We start from the raw sequence: 19,099 nt of genomic DNA, 5'->3' as shown, positions 1-19,099 counted from the left end.
ACGCTCCTTTTAGTTTGGTTATAGTTGTTTGTGCTTTTTGTAAACCACTTACAAGTTGTAAATATATAAATAAATTTAGTAAGTTTGATAGACTAAATTTTAAAACATAAAAAAGACATAAAAAAGTATGTATAATTCAAAAATAACAGGTTTAGGTTATTACGTTCCAGAAAATGTTGTAACAAATGATGACTTGAAACAGTGGATGGAAACAAGTGACGAGTGGATCCAAGAAAGAACAGGAATTAAAGAACGCAGATGGATTGATCCTAAAACGGGAGATACAACTGCAGTAATGGGAGCAAAAGCTGCTAAAATTGCCATTGAACGCGCGGGATTAACTAAAGATGATATCGATTTTATTGTGTTTGCAACTTTAAGTCCAGATATGTATTTTCCTGGTGGCGGAGTTCAAATTCAAGAAATGTTAGAAATGCCAACAATTGGCGCATTGGATGTTCGTAATCAATGTTCTGGTTTTATTTATTCGATGTCGGTTGCAGATCAATTTATAAAAACCGGAATGTATAAAAACATTTTGGTCATAGGATCAGAAAATCATTCTGGCGGATTAGAAAAATCTACAAGAGGAAGAAATGTTTCTGTAATTTTTGGAGATGGAGCAGGAGCAGCAGTTTTGTCGAGAACAGAAGAAAAAGGAAAAGGAATTTTATCGTCTCACTTACATTCTGAAGGAAAACACGCTAAAGAATTGGTTTTAGAAGGTCCTTCAACTTCTCGTTGGGTTCCAGAAATTATGGCAGAAAACAATCCAGAAGATGTTTCGTATTATCCATATATGAACGGACAATTTGTATTTAAACACGCTGTAACTCGTTTTTCTGAAGCAATTGTAGAAGGTTTAGAAGCAAATGGTTTGCAAAAAGAAGATATTGATATGTTAATACCGCATCAAGCAAATTTAAGAATTGCGCAATTTATTCAACGTAAGTTTAGATTAGAAGATGATAAAGTGTATAATAATATTATGAAATATGGAAATACAACTGCAGCATCTGTAATTATTGCGTTAACAGAAGCATGGGAATTAGGTAAAGTAAAAGACAACGACTTGGTTGTATTGGCTGCTTTTGGTAGTGGATTTACTTGGGGTTCTGTAATTATGCGTTGGTAGTTATAAAAAACATAAAAAAAGATAAACAATAAAAAAACCGAAGCATTTGCTTCGGTTTTTTTTTAATTCAAATACTAACTTGGTTGTATAATAATATTATAGAAAGCTACCGCCTTGTTTTTCGTTGTTGTCTCTATTTCTTCTGCTTTTTGCACGATTTTTTCCGCCGCCAAACCTGTAGTTAAAGCCAATATATGCTGATTGATTTTCTCCTTGAAATTGACCAGTTTGTGTAAATGGCGTTGTAGAGTTAAACTTAAATTTCATTGAGTTAAAAATATCGTTTACTCTAAAAGTAAAGTTTCCTTTTCCGTCTAAAACTCTATAATTTGCTCCTGTATTTATCATCCACATTGGAGAAATATCAAATTGTAAATTCTTGTTTGCACCTCTATACATTGCAAATAATTGAAAGCGTAAATTCTTTGTTGCTGTAAAACTATTGCTTACTCTTAGATTTAAAGCGGTGTTTGTAATTTCACTTTGTACGTTAGCAACCAAACCTTTTAATGTTTGAGAATAGAAATCTAAACTCGCATTTGCTCTCCACCAATTTGTAATTTTATAATTGGTAGACATTTCAAATCCATATCTATTATTTCCATCAAAATTTGCATCAGATTTTATTTGTTTTGTGTCAGTTGCATCATTTGGGTCTTTGTATAAGATGGTAGAAATTTCATCATTTACTCTTCTAAAGAATGTTCCAACAGTTACAGAGCCACCATTTATTTGTCTTGTATAGTTTACTTCAAAAGAGTTGGTAAATTGTGGTAATAAATTTGGGTTCCCTAAAGAAGTTACTAAAGGAGTACTCCATTCTCTAATAGGGTTAACTTGCTGAATCGATGGTCTATCAACTCTTCTGCTATAACTAAATTGCCATTGGTTTTTTTCTGATGGATTGTAAGTTACAAATGCTGAAGGATATAAACTAAAGATGTCGCTCTTGTAATTTGCAGAAGGTTTTGTTTCTTCATTAAACAAGCCATCAACAGTATATAATTCTATTCTAGCACCTAATTGCATTGTTACTTTGTTAATTTTATAACCGTAGTTAAAGTAAGAAGAAAGAATAGTTCTGTCATATGTAAATGAAGAATTGTTAAACCCTGCTTGCGATGTGGTATTTGTATTTGATGTTTTATTGATGCGAACTTCTGCACCTAATTCTACTTTTGCATTTTCTGAAACAGGATTTGTATAATCGATATTTAACAAGGTGTTATTTCTATTATTTTTTACAAGATTTGTATAAGAACTTGGGGTAATTAACTGACGATATATTGCAGTTTCTGGTTGTTTAGATTCAGAAAATGTTGCTTCCAATTCTAAATTATGTCCTTTCTTTTCAAAATCTACTTTGTAGTTCATATTATAAACGCTAGATGTAATTCCACTTAAATCAGATTCAAATGGCGCATTAATTAACAAGTTTCCGTTTTGTGAAACTTTTGTTGATCCCATTCCAAATACATCAGTAAAATTTTGAGTTGTATATACTGAGAACGTTTTTTTATCACTAATATAGAAATCTGCACCAAATTTTATTAAGTGAGATTCGTTACTATTTAAAAAGTCAAACTCTTGTAATGAAGCATTTGACCCTGTTCTTGTAACATTTCCAAAATTGTGCTGATCTCCTTTATTAAATCCGTAATTGGTGTAAAAATTTACATTTCCAGTTTTATAGTTCATGTCTATCGAACCATTATATCTTGTGTTTTCTCCTTGTGTAATTCCGGTGTTTACAGATCCGTTAAAACCAATATTTGCGCTTTTATTTAAAATAATATTTATAATTCCACTCATTCCTTCTGGATTGTATTTTGCGGACGGATTTGTAATTAATTCAATACTTTTAATTGATGTAGACGGAATTTGTTGTAATAATTGCGCTGTGCTAATATTTGTTGGTTTGCCATCAACTAAAACTCTAACATTATTGTTGCCACGTAAACTTAATGCGCCAGTTTGGCTATCAACACTTACAGATTGTACATTGTTTAATAATTCTGAAGCTGTTGCTCCTGCAGCAGTTAGATCTTTACCAACATTAATAACTTTTCTGTCAATTTTTTGGGTAACGGTAGAAAGTTCTGCTCGTATTTCAACTTCATCTAAATTGGTTGCATCTTCTGATAATGGGATTGTACCAAGACTTAGTCTGTTATTTCCATTTTTGATATTTATTTCTTTAGAAAAAGTTTTATACCCAATAAATTGAATTTCAACCAAACTAATTCCTTCAGGAATATCTTTTACTTTAAAATTTCCTTCTAAATCTGTAATCCCGCCAGTAATAATTTTTTTGGCTGTATCTTTAATTACAATATTAACGTATGGTAAGGTTTCTTTTGTTGTTTTATCTACTACCTTACCAGTAATTGTTCCTGGTTTAGCAATTTTACTTTTGTCTAATTGAGCGTAGGAGCTAATACTAAATGTTAAGACAAAAAGTAGGATTAATTTTTTCATAAAATGTATTTTAAGTTGTTTTGATTTGATGCTAAGTAGACATAAGATTTCATATATTTGTTACAGACTTTAACAGTCTTTAACTTTTAATTAACAAAATGAAAAAAACTACTTTAGTACTCGGAGCGTCAGTAAACACTGAGCGTTATTCAAATAAAGCAATTCTTAAATTAAGAGCTAACAACATTAAAGTTTTTGCTGTTGGTGCAAAAAAAGGAACTGTTTTAGATGTAACAATTGAAGTAGAAAAAGTACCATTTAAAGATATTAATACGGTAACTTTATATTTAAATCCAACCAGGCAAAAAGAATATTATGAGTATATAATTGGATTAAAACCAAAACGTGTAATTTTTAATCCAGGAACAGAAAATAGTGAATTTGAAGAGTTGCTAAAACAAAAGAATATTAAAACGGAAGTTGCTTGTACATTAGTACTTTTAAGCATCAATCAATATTAAAAAAAAGTAAATTGAATTGGCTTGTAAATTTTCTTTTTCAAATGTTTTTATCCCCTAATAAATACTTTAAAAAGCCAATCCAATTTACAAAAAAAAGTTGTCGTTGAATTTCATTGTAAAGGTAGCAGTTCTCTTAATTTGATACAATACTCATTGTGAGTATTTTCTAAAATTAAATTAAATTAGAGTTTGTTTTAAGATAACTGCTTAGTTCTATTGTAGAGGTTAGATTTAACTTTTTTAGAATATTTCTTCTGTGAGTATCTACTGTGTGTTTGCTAATGTTTAAGCTTTCAGCAATCTGTTTGCTAGATTTATTTGTAATTAATAAACGAATAATATCTCTTTCTCTATTGCTAATAACATCTAACAAATTGGTGTTCGAAACATTTTTATAAAACAATGTTTCGTACTCGTTTTTGTCGTTTAAATACTTTGCGCAAGCACAGATATCCATGTTTAAATCACATTCTAAAACAGTATAATGTGCCAAACCAATCATCGGCTTGTTTTGATCATCGAACTGAATTGGAGTAGTATTCTGAATGATAGTTACATAGTTTCCTTTTGCATTTTTTATTCTGTAATTCCAAGTGTAACTCATTCTTTTTCGTTGCTCGTCTGTTAATTCGGTCATCGTAAAATTCATGAGTTCTTTTAAGCAATCTAACCATGGATTTATATCGTCTTTATGAAACAACGACCAAAAATAATTCATGCCGCCTTCAATCATTTTATCTTTTGATAAACCTGTACAAGCAGTAAAATTTTTACTTATAAATTCAAAATTCTGATTGGCGGTATTTGTGATGCAAAAAAAAGTAGTGTTGTACGGATAATAATAATCGAGTTCAATTAATTTATTGATATGTTCTTTGACTTCAATATTGGGATATGAATCAAAAATTTCGTTATAAATCGTGTTTATTGATTGATTATTTAAAAGGGACATTATAAGGGGTTAATTACCTTATAAAGATATCTTTTTTCCTGCTTCTGCTAAAGTAACTTTCGAAAAAATTTTCTCTGCTTCTTCTTTAAATAATTCGATGTTTTTATATCTACTTGAATAATGACCAATAACTAACTGATTTACATTTGCTTGCAATGCAATTTGCGCAGCTTGTTTTGCGGTAGAATGTTTTGTTTTTTTTGCTAAATCTTCTCGGTCAGATAAAAAAGTAGCTTCGTGATACAGTAAATCTACATCTTTTATAATCGGAACAATGTCTTCTTTGTATGAAGTATCGCTACAAAAAGCATAACTTTTTGTTTTCGCTGGCGGCAATGTTAATTCTTCGTTTTTGATGATTTCTCCACTTTCTAAAACCACATCTTTTCCTGCTTTTATGTTGTGATAATCGCAAGTTTGTATTTCTGAATATTGCTGAACATTTTCTATGTGCAATTTTCTAGCACCAGCTTTTTCTCTAAACAAATAACCGTTTGTATATACTCTGTGATTTAACGGAATTGTAGTAACAGAAACTTTATCATCTTCAAAAATAAGTTCGCTGTTTTTTGATGTTAATTCATGAAAAATAATATCGAACTTGGCATACGATTTTGAAACTTTTAATTGCAAATTAGTAACTTCTTTGATGCCTTTTGGACCATAAATATGCAATTCTTTTTCTCGATTTAAAATTCCGAATGTAGAAATTAAACCAATCAATCCAAAGAAATGATCGCCGTGTAAATGAGAAATAAAAATATGATTGATTTTTGCAAAACCAACTTTGTATTTTCGCATTTGACGTTGGGTTCCTTCGCCACAATCAATTAAAAAATGACTGTTATTTATTTCTAAATATTGCGCTGTTGGATGTGAGTTTACTCTTGGTGTAGCAGAATGACAACCTAAAATAGTTAGCTCTAAATTCATTTAATTACAAAGCGTTTCGAAACCATTTCATTGCTACTTCTAATTGCATAAATATACATTCCAGATTGTAAATTATCTCTGTTAAAAGTAATTTTATTAATGCCTTTTTTTGTTGAATAAGTTTTTGAAAAAACAGTTTTTCCTAAGACATTTTTAACGACTAAAAAAACAGTTTGATTTTTTGTGGTATTAAATTGTATGGTTGTTTTACTAAAAAATGGGTTTGGAGCAGCAGCTAATTTCTGCAACGTTTTCTGAGAAAAAACGGCTGTAGAAAAACATAAAAATAGAATAAAAAGTAGTTTTTTTACCATTTGTTAGTTGTTGTTATTTAAAAAAGAAATCAGTTTTAAAACCCTAAATCTCTTTCTATTGCTTCCATTTCTAGAACATCTTCTGCTTCTTGTAATGTAGGTACAACATTAATTTCATCAGGAATTTCGTCAATGTCGATTCCGTTACAAATTACTACAAAAGACATGCCATTTGCTCTGTAATTTGTAGCGATATCCAAAAATAGAGACAAATCGTTTACGGTTGTGTTAAGGTTTTCAGAAAGTTCAAGAACCATATGATTTTTTGCAGTATCTAATTTTTCTGCTTGAAACGCATTTATAAATTCAGTAAAAGAATTTTCGGTTGATGAAATAAGTATATAACTGTCTTTTTGAGAAATTTTCATAAGAAAAGGATTAAGAAAATAAATTATCTTTTAATCTGTTGCGCCAGTAAATAAATAACTGCCATTCTAACGGCGACGCCATTTTCAACCTGATTTAAAATAATAGAATCGTTAGAATCTGCAACATCACTTGTAATTTCTACACCACGATTTATTGGTCCTGGATGCATAATCACAATCTTCTTGTCTAAGCTGTCTAACACTTGTTGATTGATTCCGAAAAGTTGCGTGTATTCTCTGGTTGAAGGAAAATAATTAACATCCATTCGTTCGTGTTGTACACGTAAAACATTGGCAACATCACACCAGTTTAATGCTTTTTTTAAGTTGGTTTCTACAGTAACTCCTAAGCTTGTAATGTATTTCGGAATTAACGTTGTTGGCCCGCAAACTTTCACTTCTGCACCTTGTAATTGCAGTGCAAAAATGTTTGATAATGCTACTCTAGAATGTAAAATATCGCCAACAATTACAATTTTTTTACCTTTTACACTTCCTAGTTTTTCTCTAATAGAATACGAATCTAGCAATGCTTGTGTTGGATGTTCGTGTGTGCCATCACCAGCATTTATAATTTTTGCATCAACATGTTTTGATAAGAAAACGCCAGCGCCAACATTTGGATGACGCATCACCACAATATCAACTTTCATTGATAAAATATTGTTTACCGTATCAATTAAAGTTTCTCCTTTTTTTACAGAAGATTGACTTGCAGAAAAGTTGATAATATCCGCAGAAAGTCGTTTTTCAGCCAATTCAAAAGAGAGTTTTGTTCTTGTGCTGTTTTCAAAAAATAGATTGGCAATTGTAATATCTCTAAGCGAAGGAACTTTTTTAATTGGTCTATTGATAACTTCTTTAAAATGATCGGCAGTTTCAAAAATAAGATTAATATCGTTTTTGTTCAGATATTTTATGCCTAATAAATGGTCTACGCTTAGTTGTTTCATTTTATGAATTCTGTTCTAAATAAACTACGTCCTTTTTGTGTGTTTCTTTCCAACAAACTTTTACTTTTTCTTGGTTGATAGCATCAACTTGTCTTCCTCTATAATTTGGCTGAATTGGTAAATGTCTGCTAAAACGTCTGTCAATCAACACTAATAATTCCACCAAATTTGGTCTTCCAAAATCGTTTATTGCAGATAAACCAGCTCTAATACTTCGTCCAGAAAATAAAACATCATCAATTAAAACCACGTTTTTATCTTCAATTAAAAAATCGATTTTTGTACTGCTTGCATCAATCGGAGAATCTCTTCTTCTAAAATCATCTCTATAAAAAGTAATGTCTAGAAAGCCTAATTTTAAATCTTTGATATTGTAATCGTTTACTAAAATAGTTGCAATTCTATTAGCCAAATAAATGCCTCTTGGTTGTAAACCAATTAAAACAGTGTTAGAAAAATCGTTATGGTTTTCGATAAGCTGACACGCTAGTCGATGTAAGATGATTTCAATTTCTTTCGAGTTTAATAATACCTTCGAGCTCATAAGAAAAATGCCCAGATTTAATCTGGAATAAATCAGTAAAACTGATAATTAATACTAAGCAAAATTAGTGTAAATAAAAGGATTCGCAAAATTTTACTGAAAAGCATTTTAAAAAAGGCGTAATTTTTGTTAATTAATTTGTTGAAAAGTAAAGTGTTTTTTATAAAAGTGCGCCAAGACTTGTAGTACTTTTATTTATGTAATATAATCAGATTATTACAGCTTATTTAATCGAATAATAAAGGAATATTCATTTTTGTTTTTTCCTTTTGATGATAAAATCAGAAGCCTATGTCACTATCAAAATTCGAATCCATGTTAAAAACAAATAGTGTGTACTTCTTTGACTCTGTTGAGTTTGAAGAAATCATTCAGCATTATTTAGATAACGGAAAGCATTCTTTAGCAAACAAAGCAGTAAAGTTAGGTTTGGAGCAGCATCCAACTTCTATCGTGTTAAAATTATTAAAAGTTGAGCTGTTAATTTTTGAAGACAAACTACAAAATGCAACTTCTTTAATCAACGAAATAGAAGCAATTGCTCCAAACAATGAAGAATTGTTGATTCAGAAAGCAATTATTTTATCTAAAAACGATAAACATGTTGAAGCGATACAAACATTGAATAAGATTTTAGCGGTTACGGATGATCCTGTAGATATTTGGTCTATGGTTGGTATGGAATATTTGTATTTAGACGATTTTGAAAATGCGCGACTAAATTTTGCCAATTGTATTGATGTAGATTATGAAGATTATTCGTCTTTATATAATGTTGTGTATTGTTTTGACATGGAAAATAACCACGAAGAAGCAATTGTGTATTTAACAAATTATATAGACACAAACCCGTTTTGTGAAGTTGCTTGGCATCAATTAGGAAGACAATATTTTGTGTTAAATAGATTTAAAGAAGCGTTAAGAGCTTTTGATTATGCGGTACTTATTGATGAATCTTTTATTGGCGGATATTTAGAAAAAGCAAAAACGTTAGAAGAATTAAAACGATACGAAGAAGCAATTCAGAATTATTTAATTACGTTAGAATTAGACGATCCAACAGCATTTGTATTTGTAAGAATTGGAGAATGTTATCACAAATTAAACGATTTAGATGCTGCAACAAAATACTTTAAAAAAGCGGTGCATGAAGATCCGTTATTAGACAAGGCTTGGTTGTTGCTAACCAATTTATTTCAAGAAGAAAAAGAATATCAAAAAGCTTTGTATTATATTAAAAAAGCCTTGCATATTGATGATTCAAACCCAATGTATTGGAGAAAATATGCAGAGATCAATTTAAAATTAAACTTTTATGAAGAAGCGGTAAAAGCTTTTGAAAAGTGTTTAGATTTAGACGACCAATCTTTAGAGATTTATGTTGGTTTGGCGGATGTTTTATTGTTTTTGGGCGAGTTTAAAGATGCTTTAAAAGTGATTATCAAAGCTAAAAACACCTACAAGCAATTTGCAGAAATAGAATATCGTTTGTGTGGTTTGTTTATGTTGACTTCTAAGGAAAAATATGCTTTGATTCATTTAAAAAACGGACTCGCAATTGACGAAGATTACAGAAAGATTATTGAAGAATTGTATCCAACAGTTTTTGATAATGAAAATGTGCAAACAATTATACAGAATTACTTGAAAGCTACGGAATAATACTGTTCTGAAAAGTTTATAAATAAAAAACCGAGTTTGTTAACTCGGTTTTTTTGTATTAATTTAATTTCCGCCTTATTACTTTTGACATTCCAAAATGAACTTTACTGTGTGGTCCAGAAATTTTTCTAAGAACAATATCAAATTCAAATTTGGATTTATTTTTTGGTAAATCAATTATTATATCAATATATCCTTTCTTCCTAAATTCGATTTGAACTTTCCCTTCTAAATCTTTCTTTTGAATGTAATAATTTCCATCTCTTTTTGATCTTACTACTTTTTTACTATTCTCGGATCTTAAAATAACTTTTACTCTTGGAAAAGGTTTTGTTAATGTAGTATCTCTATATATTTTTCCTGTAACTTTTATTTGTGCAAATGATAATCCAATAGTAAAAAAAGTAATTAATACTGTGGTTAAAATTTTTTTCATTTTAATTTCCTATTTCAAATACCAATTCAATTGAACAACGTTAATATCGCTATTTCCAGCGTTTACCAAACTTTTAAATTTTGCAACATCACTTAAACCACCAGTTCCTCTATAATGATACGGATATACTTCTTTTGGTTTGAATTCCAACACCGCATCAGCAGCACTTTCAATAGTCATTGTGTACGGTAAATTCATACAAACAAAAGCTTTGTCAATATTTTTTAATGCGCGCATTTCTGGAATGTCTTCTGTATCGCCAGAAAAATAAATTCGCTGATTGGCAATGGTAAAAACATAGCCATTTCCTCTTCCTTTTGTATGAAACTTTAACGCTTCTTCTCTAAGATTGTACATCGGAATTGCCTCAGCTTTTAAAACACCAAATGTTTTTTCTTCTCCGTTATTCATGATGATGATTTCTTTTGCAATTCCTTCTGGTAATTTTTCTGCAACCGCTTTTGGAGCAACAATTGTTGTTTCAGATAAATCTAAAGATTCCAATGTTTTTATACTTAAATGATCTCCATGAATATCCGTAATAAAAATATAATTTGGAGCAGAAAAGTTAGCAAACGCATCTGCATTTCCTGTTGGATCAATAAATACTGTTAGCTTATCCAATGTAAAAACAGCTGTTCCGTGTTCAATTGGCGTTATCACTAATTTAGCTTCTTCTTTTGTTTTACAACTGATTGAAACTACTGCAATCAGAAATAAGAATATCATTTTTTTCATGTGTATTGTTTTATTTATTTGATTTTAATTTTGGTTCTTTTCTATGTAATGTTCCTTGTTCGTAAGAATAGGCAAGTTTTATCAACGTTGGTTCTGCATACATTCTACCCAAAAATTGAATTCCTGCTGGTAAATTTCCTTTTGTAAATCCCATCGGAACAGTAAAAGCTGGTTGCCCAGTATGTGGCGCAATAATTTGATTGTTATCGCCCAAATATTCTTTTTCAAAGAAATCGATTCTTGCGGGTTTATTATTCCAAGTTGGATAAATAATGGCGTCTAATTGTAAAGAATCCATTACTTTTTCAATTGCTTCTCTAAAAGCAATTCTTCTTGGATCTTTATATGCATCCAAACATTTCTCTTTTACATCGCCCCAACGCGTAAACTTTTTGCTTGCAGATAATAGATTATCGCTTGCATATTTTGAAGTGCTACCAATTCTGATAATATCTTCAATAGTTTTTATAGTATCGTTTTTAACATAGGTTGCTAAATATTCTTCAACATCTTTTTTAAACTCAGAACACCATTGATTTTGACGTAATTCCGCAAAATTTGGAACAACAATTGGGTCGATAATTTTTGCGCCTAATGATTCTAAATCTACAATTGCTTTTTCAAATAAAACTTTTACTTCAGCATCAACATTGTCTTCACTTAATTCTCTTAAAACTCCGATTCTAGCGCCTTTTAATCCGTCTTTATTTAAAAACTGCGTGTAATTTTTAAAAGTTTTTCCTTCAGAATAGGAAGTTATTTTATCTTTTGGATCAATTCCTACCATAATTTCTAACACACGAGTTGCATCTTCAACAGTTCTTCCCATTGGGCCAACAACATCATTTCTTAAAAACAACGGAATAATTCCTTCTCTACTAATCAATCCGAGCGTAGTTCTAAATCCGACCAATGCATTATGCGAAGAAGGTCCTCGAATAGAATTTCCAGTGTCAGTTCCTAATCCAATTGTTCCGAAATTTGCAGCAACAGAAGCTGCAGTTCCTCCGCTTGATCCAGCCGGAACATATGCTAAATTATAAGGATTTCGAGTCGTTCCTTTTGTTGAACTTTCTGTATGCATTGCAGAAAAAGCCCATTCTGCCATATTCGATTTTGCAATAATAATTGCTCCAGCGTCAATTAATTTATTGATAACAAATGCGTTTTCTTCTGGAATAAAATCCTTTAAAGCCAAAGCGCCACCAGTTGTTGGAAGATTTTTTGTGTTGATATTATCTTTTATAATAATTGGTATTCCGTGAAGCGGTCTTAATTTGTTGGTTTTCTGAAATTCTTCATCCAATGCTTTCGCTCTAGAAATTGCATCAGGATTAATTATGGATATTGAATTGATTTCAGAATCGTGCTCTTTAATTCTTTTGATGTATTCTTTTACCAATTCTTCACTCGTGTAATTTTCTTTTTGATAAGAATCATGAATTTGAGAAATGGTAAGTTCAGAGACATTTATGGGTGTTTCTTTTTGATGATCACAACCAATTAGCAACACTGTAAAAAATGAAAAAAGTGCTATTTTTCTATGCATAATTTCTAGTTTGATGAGAATAGTAGGCTAAGTTAAGTTTTTAAATGCTTAGTTTCAAACTAAATAAAATTACAATATCGCTGTTTTCACAATTTCGTGTATCTTCGTTTTACTAAAAAAAACAAACCAAACAGATGAGTAGAACAATTAAAGATTTTGTTGTAATCGGATTAAAAGGAATGGCAATGGGAGCAGCAGATGTTGTGCCTGGAGTTTCTGGCGGAACGATTGCTTTTATTTCTGGAATTTATGAAGAATTGCTAACGTCAATTAGTAACGTGAATTTAAGTTTGCTAAAAACCTTAAAATCAAACGGAATAAAAGCTGCTTGGAAACAAGTTAATGGCTCATTTCTATTATCATTATTTATCGGAATTTTTGTCAGTATTGTTTCTTTGGCAAAAGCCATAAAATGGATGTTAGAAAACGAACCAATTATGTTGTGGTCGTTCTTTTTTGGTTTGGTGTTGGCAAGTATTATTTACATTGCTAAGCAAATTACAAAATGGAACACCTTAACTTTTGTTTTACTAGTTCTTGGCGCTGGTTTGGCTTATTATATTACAACGTTAAATCCGTTAGTTACAGAAAGTTCTTCTTCATTGTTTTTATTTTTAGCAGCTGCTTTGGCAATTTGTGCTATGATTTTACCTGGAATTTCTGGAGCATTTATTTTAGTGTTATTAGGAGCGTATAAACCAGTTTTAGCTGCAGTAAATAATAGAGATTTTACAACGATTGCAATTGTTGCTGCAGGAGCAGTTGTAGGATTATTAACTTTTTCTAGAGTTTTAAAATGGTTATTTACGAAATTTAAAAACTACACATTAGCTGTTTTAACAGGATTTATTATTGGTTCGTTAAATAAAATTTGGCCTTGGAAAGAAACCTTGACATGGAGAACCAATTCTCACGGAATAGATGTTCCGTTAAAGCAACAAAGTGTTTCTCCGTTTGCTTTTGAAGACAATCAATTGCTGTTTGCAATTGGATTAGCAATTGTTGGTTTTGGGTTGATTTTATTATTAGAAAAATTAGCGGTTAAAAAAGAATAATAGTTGTCTGAGCGTAGTCGAAAACAACAATCTTAAGAAAGTCTAAAATGAAATTTGAACGTACTTTTTTACAGAAAGCCTCACTTTTTTTAAAAGGATTGGCAATGGGAGCAGCAAATAAAGTTCCTGGAGTTTCTGGTGGTACAGTTTCTTTTGTGTTGAGTTTTTACGAAGAATTAATTTATTCTTTTCAAAAGATAAATTTAAAAGCATTTAAACTTCTAATTAATGGACGATTTAAGAGTTTTTACCAATATGTAAACGGACAATTTTTGCTCTTAATTATGGGCGGAAGTATGTTTAGTTACTTTAGCATTTCTTTAGTTTTAGATTATCTTTTGCATCATTACGAATTGTATGTTTGGAGTTGGTTTTTCGGAATGATTATCGGATCTGTTTTTTATATCTACAAAGATTTTGGCGATTGGAATTTAAAAAATACACTCTCTTTTGTTATCGGAATTTCTGTTGGAGTAGGAATTAGTTTTATGACGCCAGCACAAGAAAATGATAATTTATGGTTTGTGTTTTTATGCGGAATTATCGGTGTTTCTGGAATGACATTACCAGGTTTGTCGGGTTCATTTATTTTAATTTTGCTAGGAAATTATGTGTTGCTTTTGGTAGATTCTGTAAACGGATTATTTACCGTTGTTACAGGAATTTTATCTGGGAACTTTGAGGTTTTAGACCTTCCAGAAAATATAAGATATCTAAAGATAATTTCTGTTTTTACTGCTGGATCTGCTTTTGGATTGGTGTCATTTTCTCATATTTTAGGATATGTTTTAAAACGATGGCATCAAATAGTTACAGCAATAATTATTGGTTTTATTGCAGGTTCTTTAGGGATTGTTTGGCCATGGAAACACAAAATTTTTGCAGTTAAGAACCAGGTGTTTTTATTAGACAAAAAAGGAAATAAGATTATACAGAATTACGAACGATATTTCCCAGATTTTTCGAATTCAGAAACGTGGTTTGCCATTTTTTATATTGTAATTGGTGTTGCATTAATTTTAGGAATAGATTATTATGATAGAAGAAAAAAAGCAAGAAAGTAAACATTTATTTGGACTGTTAGGAAAAAATATTTCCTATTCATTTTCTAGCGGATTTTTTAAAGAAAAGTTCGAAGAATTAGAATTAAGCAATCATCAATATCAAAATTTTGATTTGCAATCTATTGACGATTTTCCATCACTTTTAAAGAAACAGAATTCTTTATGTGGAATGAATGTTACAATTCCGTATAAAGAAGAAATCTTACCTTATTTGTCAGAAATAGATGATGAAGCGAAAGAAATTGGTGCAGTAAATACCATCAAATTTTTAGAAAACGGAACCATTAAAGGTTTTAATACAGATGTGTTTGGCTTTTTAAATTCTTTAAAACCATTGTTAGAAATTCATCATACAAAAGCTTTAATCTTAGGAACTGGTGGCGCGTCAAAAGCAATTGCTTTTGCATTAAAGAAATTACAAATCGAGTTTGTTTTTGTTTCTAGAAATCCACAAAAAGAAAATGAAATTTCCTATTCAACTCTTTCACAAGAAGTAATCTCAAATCATACAATAATTATTAACTGTACGCCTTTAGGAACTTTTCCTGAAACAGATTTATGCCCAGATATTCCATATCAATTTATAACTTCTCAACATTTATTATACGATTTAATCTACAATCCGGCAATAACTACATTTTTACAAAACGGTAAAAATAAAGGTGCTAAGATTAAAAACGGATTGGAAATGTTACAACTACAAGCTGAGAAATCTTGGCAAATTTGGAATCGCTAATTTTTTGTTATAAAAAGCTTAGTTTTTTTGTCATTTTGTAATACATTCCTATCTTTAGAGACTTAATATAGGAACCTTAAACATTATAAGATGTTAGATAAAAATCAAGAGAATACAGAAGATCAAATCAATCAAAATCCAGAGGAAAATAATGTAACACCAATTGAAACTCCGAAAACTGAAAAAGTTGAAGAAGCAAAAGAGGTAGAAGCAGTAGAAGCAGTAGAAGAAGTTGAGGATGAAAAAGCGTCAACAGATAAAGCTGTTGAAGAGATTGAAGAGAAAGTGGCGGAAGATGCAGAAAAAGATGAAGAAAGAAATTCTATACCAATGTTAGAATATGAAAACATGGAATTAGAAGCTTTGACAGATGAGTTAGAAAAGCTGCTAAAAGATTTTCCGGTACAACAATTAAAGAAAAATATAGACGCAATTAAAAATGCTTTTAATGCAAAATTTGGTGCAGTTTTAGCCGAAAAAAAGGCAGCATTTTTAGCAGAAGGTGGTAATTCTATCGATTTTCAATATTCAAGTTCAGTTAAAGCTACTTACAATTCTTTATTGTCTGATTATAAAAAGAAAAGAGACGCCTATTATTCTGATTTAGATACGCAATTAAAAAATAATTTAGAAAAAAGACATAAAGTTATTAACGAACTTAAAGATTTGATTGAAAATGCAGATCCAAAAACAATGTATAAAAACTTTAAAGTTATACAAACAAGTTGGAGAGAAATTGGAGCTGTGCCAAGAAACAAATACAATGATACTTGGAGAAATTATCATCATCATGTAGAACGTTTTTATGATTTATTACATTTAAGTAATGATTTTAGAGATTTAGATTTTAAGAATAACTTAGAAGAAAAACTAAGATTAATTGAAAAGGTTGAAGCCTTAGCAGAATTAGATAATGTTAATGATGCGTTTAAAGAATTACAACAATATCATAAAGCTTGGAAAGAAGATATTGGTCCTGTTTCTCAAGAATATAGAGAAGAAGTTTGGCAAAAATTTAGTGCAGCAAGTAAAAGAATTCACGATAAAAGACACGATTATTTTAGGTCATTAAAGTCTCAATATCAAAATATTATAGAGAAGAAATTAGAGATTGTAGCATCTATAGAAAACTACGATACTTCTAAAAATAAAAAACATAGCGATTGGCAAAAAAGCATCAACGATATTGAAGCGATTAGAAAACAATATTTTGATGCTGGTAAATTACCTTACAGCAAAAGCGAAGAAGTTTGGCAAAAATTTAAAGCTGCAACAAAAAAGTTTAACGCAGCAAAAAATGTTTTTTATAAAAGAGAAAAAGGTATTCAGCAGGATAATTTAGATAAGAAAAATGCCCTTATTGAATTAGCTGAATCTTACAAAGAAAGCGAAGACTGGGAAAATGCAACAAATGCAATGAAAAAAATCCAAGCTGATTGGAAAAAAATTGGTCATGTTCCAAGAAAATTTTCTGATGATATTTGGAAACGTTTTAAAGCTGCTTGTAATCATTATTTTGATAGATATCACAATAGGCAAGATGATTTAAACAAAGAACAGCAGGTTTTTATTGAAGAGAAAAAAGTTTTTTTGGATGAAATTAAAAAAGTAGAAAAAGCTACTATTGAAGAGATTAACGAATTTATTCAAAAATGGAGAGATCTAGGTGATACACCAAGAAGTGTAAGACATATAGAATCTAAATTTTACAAGCAGATTGATAAATTGTTAGAAGGATTATCTTTAAGTAAAGAAGAAATTTCTATACTTAAATATAAAAACTTAATTGACGGACTTATGGCTCAAGGAAATGGGCACAAATTAAATTCAGAGCAATTATTTGTTAGAAAAAAGATTGATGAAATTAATAAAGAGATACAGCAATTAGAAAATAATTTAAGCTTTTTTTCAAATGCTAAAGAAGACAATCCGTTGTTGGTAAACGTAAGAAATAATATTGATTCTTTTAAAGACGAAATTAGTGTTTGGGAACAAAAATTAGAGTATATAAAAAGTTTAGATTATTAAATAACTACGAATTTAAAAACAAAAACTCGGAGAAATTTCTCCGAGTTTTTTTTATGTATTAAGAATTGATTTTTGTTTAAGAAATTAAAGCATCAATTTTCTCTTTTTCTTCTTTTGCTAAATCAGCATCTACTAAAATTCTACCACTATATTCATCAATCGTAATTTTTTTACGAGTAGCAATTTCTACTTGAACTTGAGGTGGAATTGTAAAGAAAGAACCTCCAGAAGCACCTCTTTCTATAGATACAACTGCCAATCCATTTTTTACTTTAGAACGAATTCTTTTATAAGCAACTAATAAATGCTCATCGATTGCTGCCGAAAATTCTGCAGACTTAGCAACTAACATTTTTTGCTCTTTTTCAGTTTCTTTTAAGATTCCGTCTAATTCAGCTTTTTTATGTTTTAAATGCTCATTTTGCTTTGCTAATTTTTCTTTAGTAGCATTTATGATTTCATTTTTTTGTTCAATTCTAGCAGAGTATTCTCCAATTCTTTTTTCAGCTAATTGAATTTCTAATTCTTGATATTCAATTTCTTTTGTGATAGAATCAAATTCTCTGTTGTTTCTAACTTTCTTTTGTTGCTCTTCGTATTTTTTCATCAACCCTTTAGATTCTTCTATTAATAATTTTTTGTTATTAATGTCTGTACCTAAGTTTGCTACGTCTTCTGCATAATTTGAAAGTCTAGTGTTTAAGCCTGCAATTTCATCTTCTAAGTCCTCAACCTCTAAAGGTAGTTCTCCACTAACACTTTTTATTTCATCAATTCTAGAATCGATTAATTGCAAGTCGTATAATGCTCTTAATTTTGCTTCTATCGTAACCTCTTTCTTCTTTGCCATGTTTTAACTATAATAAATTGGGTTTGTACTTTTTTCTGATAAAATGACTGCAAAATTAGTGAATTTTTTTGTAAGATACTCAACTAAAAGATTTTTTGTGAATTGTTCACTTTCATAATGTCCAATATCTGCTAATAAAATTTGTTTTTCTGCTTTAAAAAAATCGTGATATTTAAAATCAGCACTAATAAATACGTCTGCATTTAAAGCAATTGTGTTCTCAATTGCAAAACTTCCAGAACCGCCTAAAACGGCTACTCTCTTTATTGATTTACCTAATAATTCAGAATGACGAATACATTCGGTTTTCATTGTAGTTTTTACAAATTGTAAAAAATCTACTTCATTCATTTCTGTTTCTAATTCGCCAAGCATTCCCATTCCAATGGTTTCCTGAGTGTTTAGATTTGATTTCGGAATTAAAATTTCTGTATTTTTTAAACCTAAAACTTCACAAATTTTCCCGCTTACGCCATCTTTTTTATTGTCTAAAGCGGTATGCATTGCATAAATTGCAATGTCATTCTTTATCGCTTTTAGCACAACACGTTCTACATATGTATTGCCATTTAATTTTTTTAATCCGCTAAAAATAATAGGATGAAAACTAACAATTAAATTGCAATTTTTAGCAATTGCTTCATCAACCGTTGCTTCTAAACTATCTAAAGTTACCAAAACTCCAGTAACTTCTGTGTTGTAATCGCCAACTAATAAGCCAACATTATCAAAACTTTCTGCATAAGAAAGCGGAGCTAATTCTTCTAAATAATTGGTTATGTTTTGTATTTTCATTGCGTTTAAATTAAAAATAAACTAGTGTACTATTCTTTAAAAAGAAAA

19 protein-coding genes are annotated in these 19,099 nt (G+C 30.0%); 7 read left to right on the top strand and 12 right to left on the bottom strand.

Annotated elements, in window-relative coordinates; translation table 11 throughout:
• The first annotated feature begins 127 nt into the window (after positions 1 to 127).
• Positions 128 to 1,135 (top strand): 3-oxoacyl-ACP synthase III family protein, encoded by a 1,008-nt coding sequence (locus ABDX67_RS05680; RefSeq protein ID WP_347173997.1) that lies wholly within the window; start codon positions 128 to 130, stop codon positions 1,133 to 1,135.
• 96 nt (positions 1,136 to 1,231) lie between these two features.
• On the opposite strand, the gene ABDX67_RS05675 is transcribed toward ABDX67_RS05680, so the two are convergent.
• Positions 1,232 to 3,613, bottom strand: coding sequence for a TonB-dependent receptor (locus ABDX67_RS05675; RefSeq protein ID WP_347173996.1), 2,382 nt, complete (start codon positions 3,611 to 3,613; stop codon positions 1,232 to 1,234).
• A 98-nt stretch (positions 3,614 to 3,711) separates the two neighbouring features.
• Between ABDX67_RS05675 and ABDX67_RS05670 the strand changes: the two genes are divergently transcribed.
• The gene (locus ABDX67_RS05670; RefSeq protein ID WP_347173995.1) at positions 3,712 to 4,074 is read left to right on the top strand and encodes a CoA-binding protein; all 363 of its coding nucleotides are present in this window, start codon (positions 3,712 to 3,714) and stop codon (positions 4,072 to 4,074) included.
• 172 nt (positions 4,075 to 4,246) lie between these two features.
• On the opposite strand, the gene ABDX67_RS05665 is transcribed toward ABDX67_RS05670, so the two are convergent.
• Genes ABDX67_RS05665 through pyrR form a run of 6 tightly spaced genes read right to left on the bottom strand, consistent with a single transcriptional unit; the run spans position 4,247 to position 8,138 of the window.
• Positions 4,247 to 5,026 (bottom strand): response regulator transcription factor, encoded by a 780-nt coding sequence (locus ABDX67_RS05665; RefSeq protein ID WP_347173994.1) that lies wholly within the window; start codon positions 5,024 to 5,026, stop codon positions 4,247 to 4,249.
• Positions 5,027 to 5,044: 18 nt separating this feature from the next.
• Positions 5,045 to 5,959, bottom strand: a complete 915-nt coding sequence (locus ABDX67_RS05660) for a ribonuclease Z (protein WP_347173993.1) — start codon at positions 5,957 to 5,959, stop codon at positions 5,045 to 5,047.
• Entirely contained in the window at positions 5,956 to 6,273 is a 318-nt protein-coding gene (locus ABDX67_RS05655) for a T9SS type A sorting domain-containing protein (protein WP_347173992.1), read from the bottom strand. The genes ABDX67_RS05660 and ABDX67_RS05655 overlap by 4 nt, the downstream gene beginning before the upstream one ends.
• A gap of 35 nt (positions 6,274 to 6,308) precedes the next feature.
• Positions 6,309 to 6,641, bottom strand: a complete 333-nt coding sequence (locus tag ABDX67_RS05650; RefSeq protein ID WP_347173991.1) for a hypothetical protein — start codon at positions 6,639 to 6,641, stop codon at positions 6,309 to 6,311.
• Positions 6,642 to 6,664: 23 nt separating this feature from the next.
• The gene (locus ABDX67_RS05645; protein WP_347173990.1) at positions 6,665 to 7,594 is read right to left on the bottom strand and encodes an aspartate carbamoyltransferase catalytic subunit; all 930 of its coding nucleotides are present in this window, start codon (positions 7,592 to 7,594) and stop codon (positions 6,665 to 6,667) included.
• A 1-nt stretch (position 7,595) separates the two neighbouring features.
• Positions 7,596 to 8,138 carry a bifunctional pyr operon transcriptional regulator/uracil phosphoribosyltransferase PyrR gene (gene pyrR / locus ABDX67_RS05640; protein WP_347173989.1) on the bottom strand — a complete coding sequence of 181 codons (543 nt, stop codon included), beginning with the start codon at positions 8,136 to 8,138 and terminating at the stop codon, positions 7,596 to 7,598.
• A gap of 315 nt (positions 8,139 to 8,453) precedes the next feature.
• Between pyrR and ABDX67_RS05635 the strand changes: the two genes are divergently transcribed.
• Positions 8,454 to 9,800, top strand: coding sequence for a tetratricopeptide repeat protein (locus ABDX67_RS05635; protein WP_347173988.1), 1,347 nt, complete (start codon positions 8,454 to 8,456; stop codon positions 9,798 to 9,800).
• Positions 9,801 to 9,858: 58 nt separating this feature from the next.
• Here the strand turns inward: ABDX67_RS05635 and ABDX67_RS05630 are convergent, their stop codons facing one another.
• From ABDX67_RS05630 to ABDX67_RS05620, 3 genes are read right to left on the bottom strand one after another with little or no spacing between them, the layout of a single operon-like run.
• On the bottom strand, positions 9,859 to 10,236 hold the full coding sequence (locus ABDX67_RS05630; protein ID WP_347173987.1) for a hypothetical protein: 378 nt from the start codon (positions 10,234 to 10,236) through the stop codon (positions 9,859 to 9,861).
• 9 nt (positions 10,237 to 10,245) lie between these two features.
• On the bottom strand, positions 10,246 to 10,974 hold the full coding sequence (locus ABDX67_RS05625; protein ID WP_347173986.1) for an MBL fold metallo-hydrolase: 729 nt from the start codon (positions 10,972 to 10,974) through the stop codon (positions 10,246 to 10,248).
• A gap of 10 nt (positions 10,975 to 10,984) precedes the next feature.
• Positions 10,985 to 12,523, bottom strand: coding sequence for an amidase (locus ABDX67_RS05620; RefSeq protein ID WP_347173985.1), 1,539 nt, complete (start codon positions 12,521 to 12,523; stop codon positions 10,985 to 10,987).
• Positions 12,524 to 12,657: 134 nt separating this feature from the next.
• Between ABDX67_RS05620 and ABDX67_RS05615 the strand changes: the two genes are divergently transcribed.
• From ABDX67_RS05615 to ABDX67_RS05600, 4 genes are all read left to right on the top strand, one after another.
• Entirely contained in the window at positions 12,658 to 13,578 is a 921-nt protein-coding gene (locus ABDX67_RS05615) for a polyprenyl-phosphate transporter (protein ID WP_347173984.1), read from the top strand.
• Between the two features lie 47 nt (positions 13,579 to 13,625).
• Positions 13,626 to 14,642, top strand: a complete 1,017-nt coding sequence (locus tag ABDX67_RS05610; protein WP_347173983.1) for a DUF368 domain-containing protein — start codon at positions 13,626 to 13,628, stop codon at positions 14,640 to 14,642.
• On the top strand, positions 14,614 to 15,378 hold the full coding sequence (locus ABDX67_RS05605; RefSeq protein WP_347173982.1) for a shikimate dehydrogenase family protein: 765 nt from the start codon (positions 14,614 to 14,616) through the stop codon (positions 15,376 to 15,378). Before ABDX67_RS05610 ends, ABDX67_RS05605 begins: the two co-directional genes overlap by 29 nt.
• A gap of 90 nt (positions 15,379 to 15,468) precedes the next feature.
• Positions 15,469 to 17,406 (top strand): DUF349 domain-containing protein, encoded by a 1,938-nt coding sequence (locus ABDX67_RS05600; RefSeq protein WP_347173981.1) that lies wholly within the window; start codon positions 15,469 to 15,471, stop codon positions 17,404 to 17,406.
• A gap of 76 nt (positions 17,407 to 17,482) precedes the next feature.
• Here ABDX67_RS05600 and ABDX67_RS05595 read toward each other — a convergent pair whose 3' ends face one another.
• A complete protein-coding gene (locus tag ABDX67_RS05595; RefSeq protein ID WP_347173980.1) occupies positions 17,483 to 18,256 on the bottom strand; it encodes a zinc ribbon domain-containing protein in 774 nt (257 codons plus the stop codon).
• 3 nt (positions 18,257 to 18,259) lie between these two features.
• Positions 18,260 to 19,051 carry a Nif3-like dinuclear metal center hexameric protein gene (locus ABDX67_RS05590; protein ID WP_347173979.1) on the bottom strand — a complete coding sequence of 264 codons (792 nt, stop codon included), beginning with the start codon at positions 19,049 to 19,051 and terminating at the stop codon, positions 18,260 to 18,262.
• Positions 19,052 to 19,099 lie beyond the last annotated feature (48 nt).

The sequence above is a fragment of the Polaribacter uvawellassae genome (assembly GCF_039748955.1).
GTDB classification, from domain to species: Bacteria; Bacteroidota; Bacteroidia; order Flavobacteriales; family Flavobacteriaceae; genus Polaribacter; species Polaribacter uvawellassae.
Note: the sequence above shows the minus strand (reverse complement) of the source record. Positions and strands in the feature narration are given on the sequence as shown.

Bases quoted from the DNA above. Each gene is read 5' to 3' on its own strand.
- pyrR (WP_347173989.1), bottom strand. From the start codon at position 8,138: ATGAGCTCGAAGGTATTATTAAACTCGAAAGAAATTGAAATCATCTTA.
- ABDX67_RS05680 (WP_347173997.1), top strand. From the start codon at position 128: ATGTATAATTCAAAAATAACAGGTTTAGGTTATTACGTTCCAGAAAAT.
- ABDX67_RS05665 (WP_347173994.1), bottom strand. From the start codon at position 5,026: ATGTCCCTTTTAAATAATCAATCAATAAACACGATTTATAACGAAATT.
- ABDX67_RS05600 (WP_347173981.1), top strand. From the start codon at position 15,469: ATGTTAGATAAAAATCAAGAGAATACAGAAGATCAAATCAATCAAAAT.
- ABDX67_RS05620 (WP_347173985.1), bottom strand. From the start codon at position 12,523: ATGCATAGAAAAATAGCACTTTTTTCATTTTTTACAGTGTTGCTAATT.
- ABDX67_RS05630 (WP_347173987.1), bottom strand. From the start codon at position 10,236: ATGAAAAAAATTTTAACCACAGTATTAATTACTTTTTTTACTATTGGA.
- ABDX67_RS05650 (WP_347173991.1), bottom strand. From the start codon at position 6,641: ATGAAAATTTCTCAAAAAGACAGTTATATACTTATTTCATCAACCGAA.
- ABDX67_RS05675 (WP_347173996.1), bottom strand. From the start codon at position 3,613: ATGAAAAAATTAATCCTACTTTTTGTCTTAACATTTAGTATTAGCTCC.
- ABDX67_RS05625 (WP_347173986.1), bottom strand. From the start codon at position 10,974: ATGAAAAAAATGATATTCTTATTTCTGATTGCAGTAGTTTCAATCAGT.
- ABDX67_RS05595 (WP_347173980.1), bottom strand. From the start codon at position 18,256: ATGGCAAAGAAGAAAGAGGTTACGATAGAAGCAAAATTAAGAGCATTA.
- ABDX67_RS05605 (WP_347173982.1), top strand. From the start codon at position 14,614: ATGATAGAAGAAAAAAAGCAAGAAAGTAAACATTTATTTGGACTGTTA.
- ABDX67_RS05590 (WP_347173979.1), bottom strand. From the start codon at position 19,051: ATGAAAATACAAAACATAACCAATTATTTAGAAGAATTAGCTCCGCTT.
- ABDX67_RS05610 (WP_347173983.1), top strand. From the start codon at position 13,626: ATGAAATTTGAACGTACTTTTTTACAGAAAGCCTCACTTTTTTTAAAA.
- ABDX67_RS05660 (WP_347173993.1), bottom strand. From the start codon at position 5,959: ATGAATTTAGAGCTAACTATTTTAGGTTGTCATTCTGCTACACCAAGA.
- ABDX67_RS05635 (WP_347173988.1), top strand. From the start codon at position 8,454: ATGTTAAAAACAAATAGTGTGTACTTCTTTGACTCTGTTGAGTTTGAA.
- ABDX67_RS05645 (WP_347173990.1), bottom strand. From the start codon at position 7,594: ATGAAACAACTAAGCGTAGACCATTTATTAGGCATAAAATATCTGAAC.
- ABDX67_RS05670 (WP_347173995.1), top strand. From the start codon at position 3,712: ATGAAAAAAACTACTTTAGTACTCGGAGCGTCAGTAAACACTGAGCGT.
- ABDX67_RS05615 (WP_347173984.1), top strand. From the start codon at position 12,658: ATGAGTAGAACAATTAAAGATTTTGTTGTAATCGGATTAAAAGGAATG.
- ABDX67_RS05655 (WP_347173992.1), bottom strand. From the start codon at position 6,273: ATGGTAAAAAAACTACTTTTTATTCTATTTTTATGTTTTTCTACAGCC.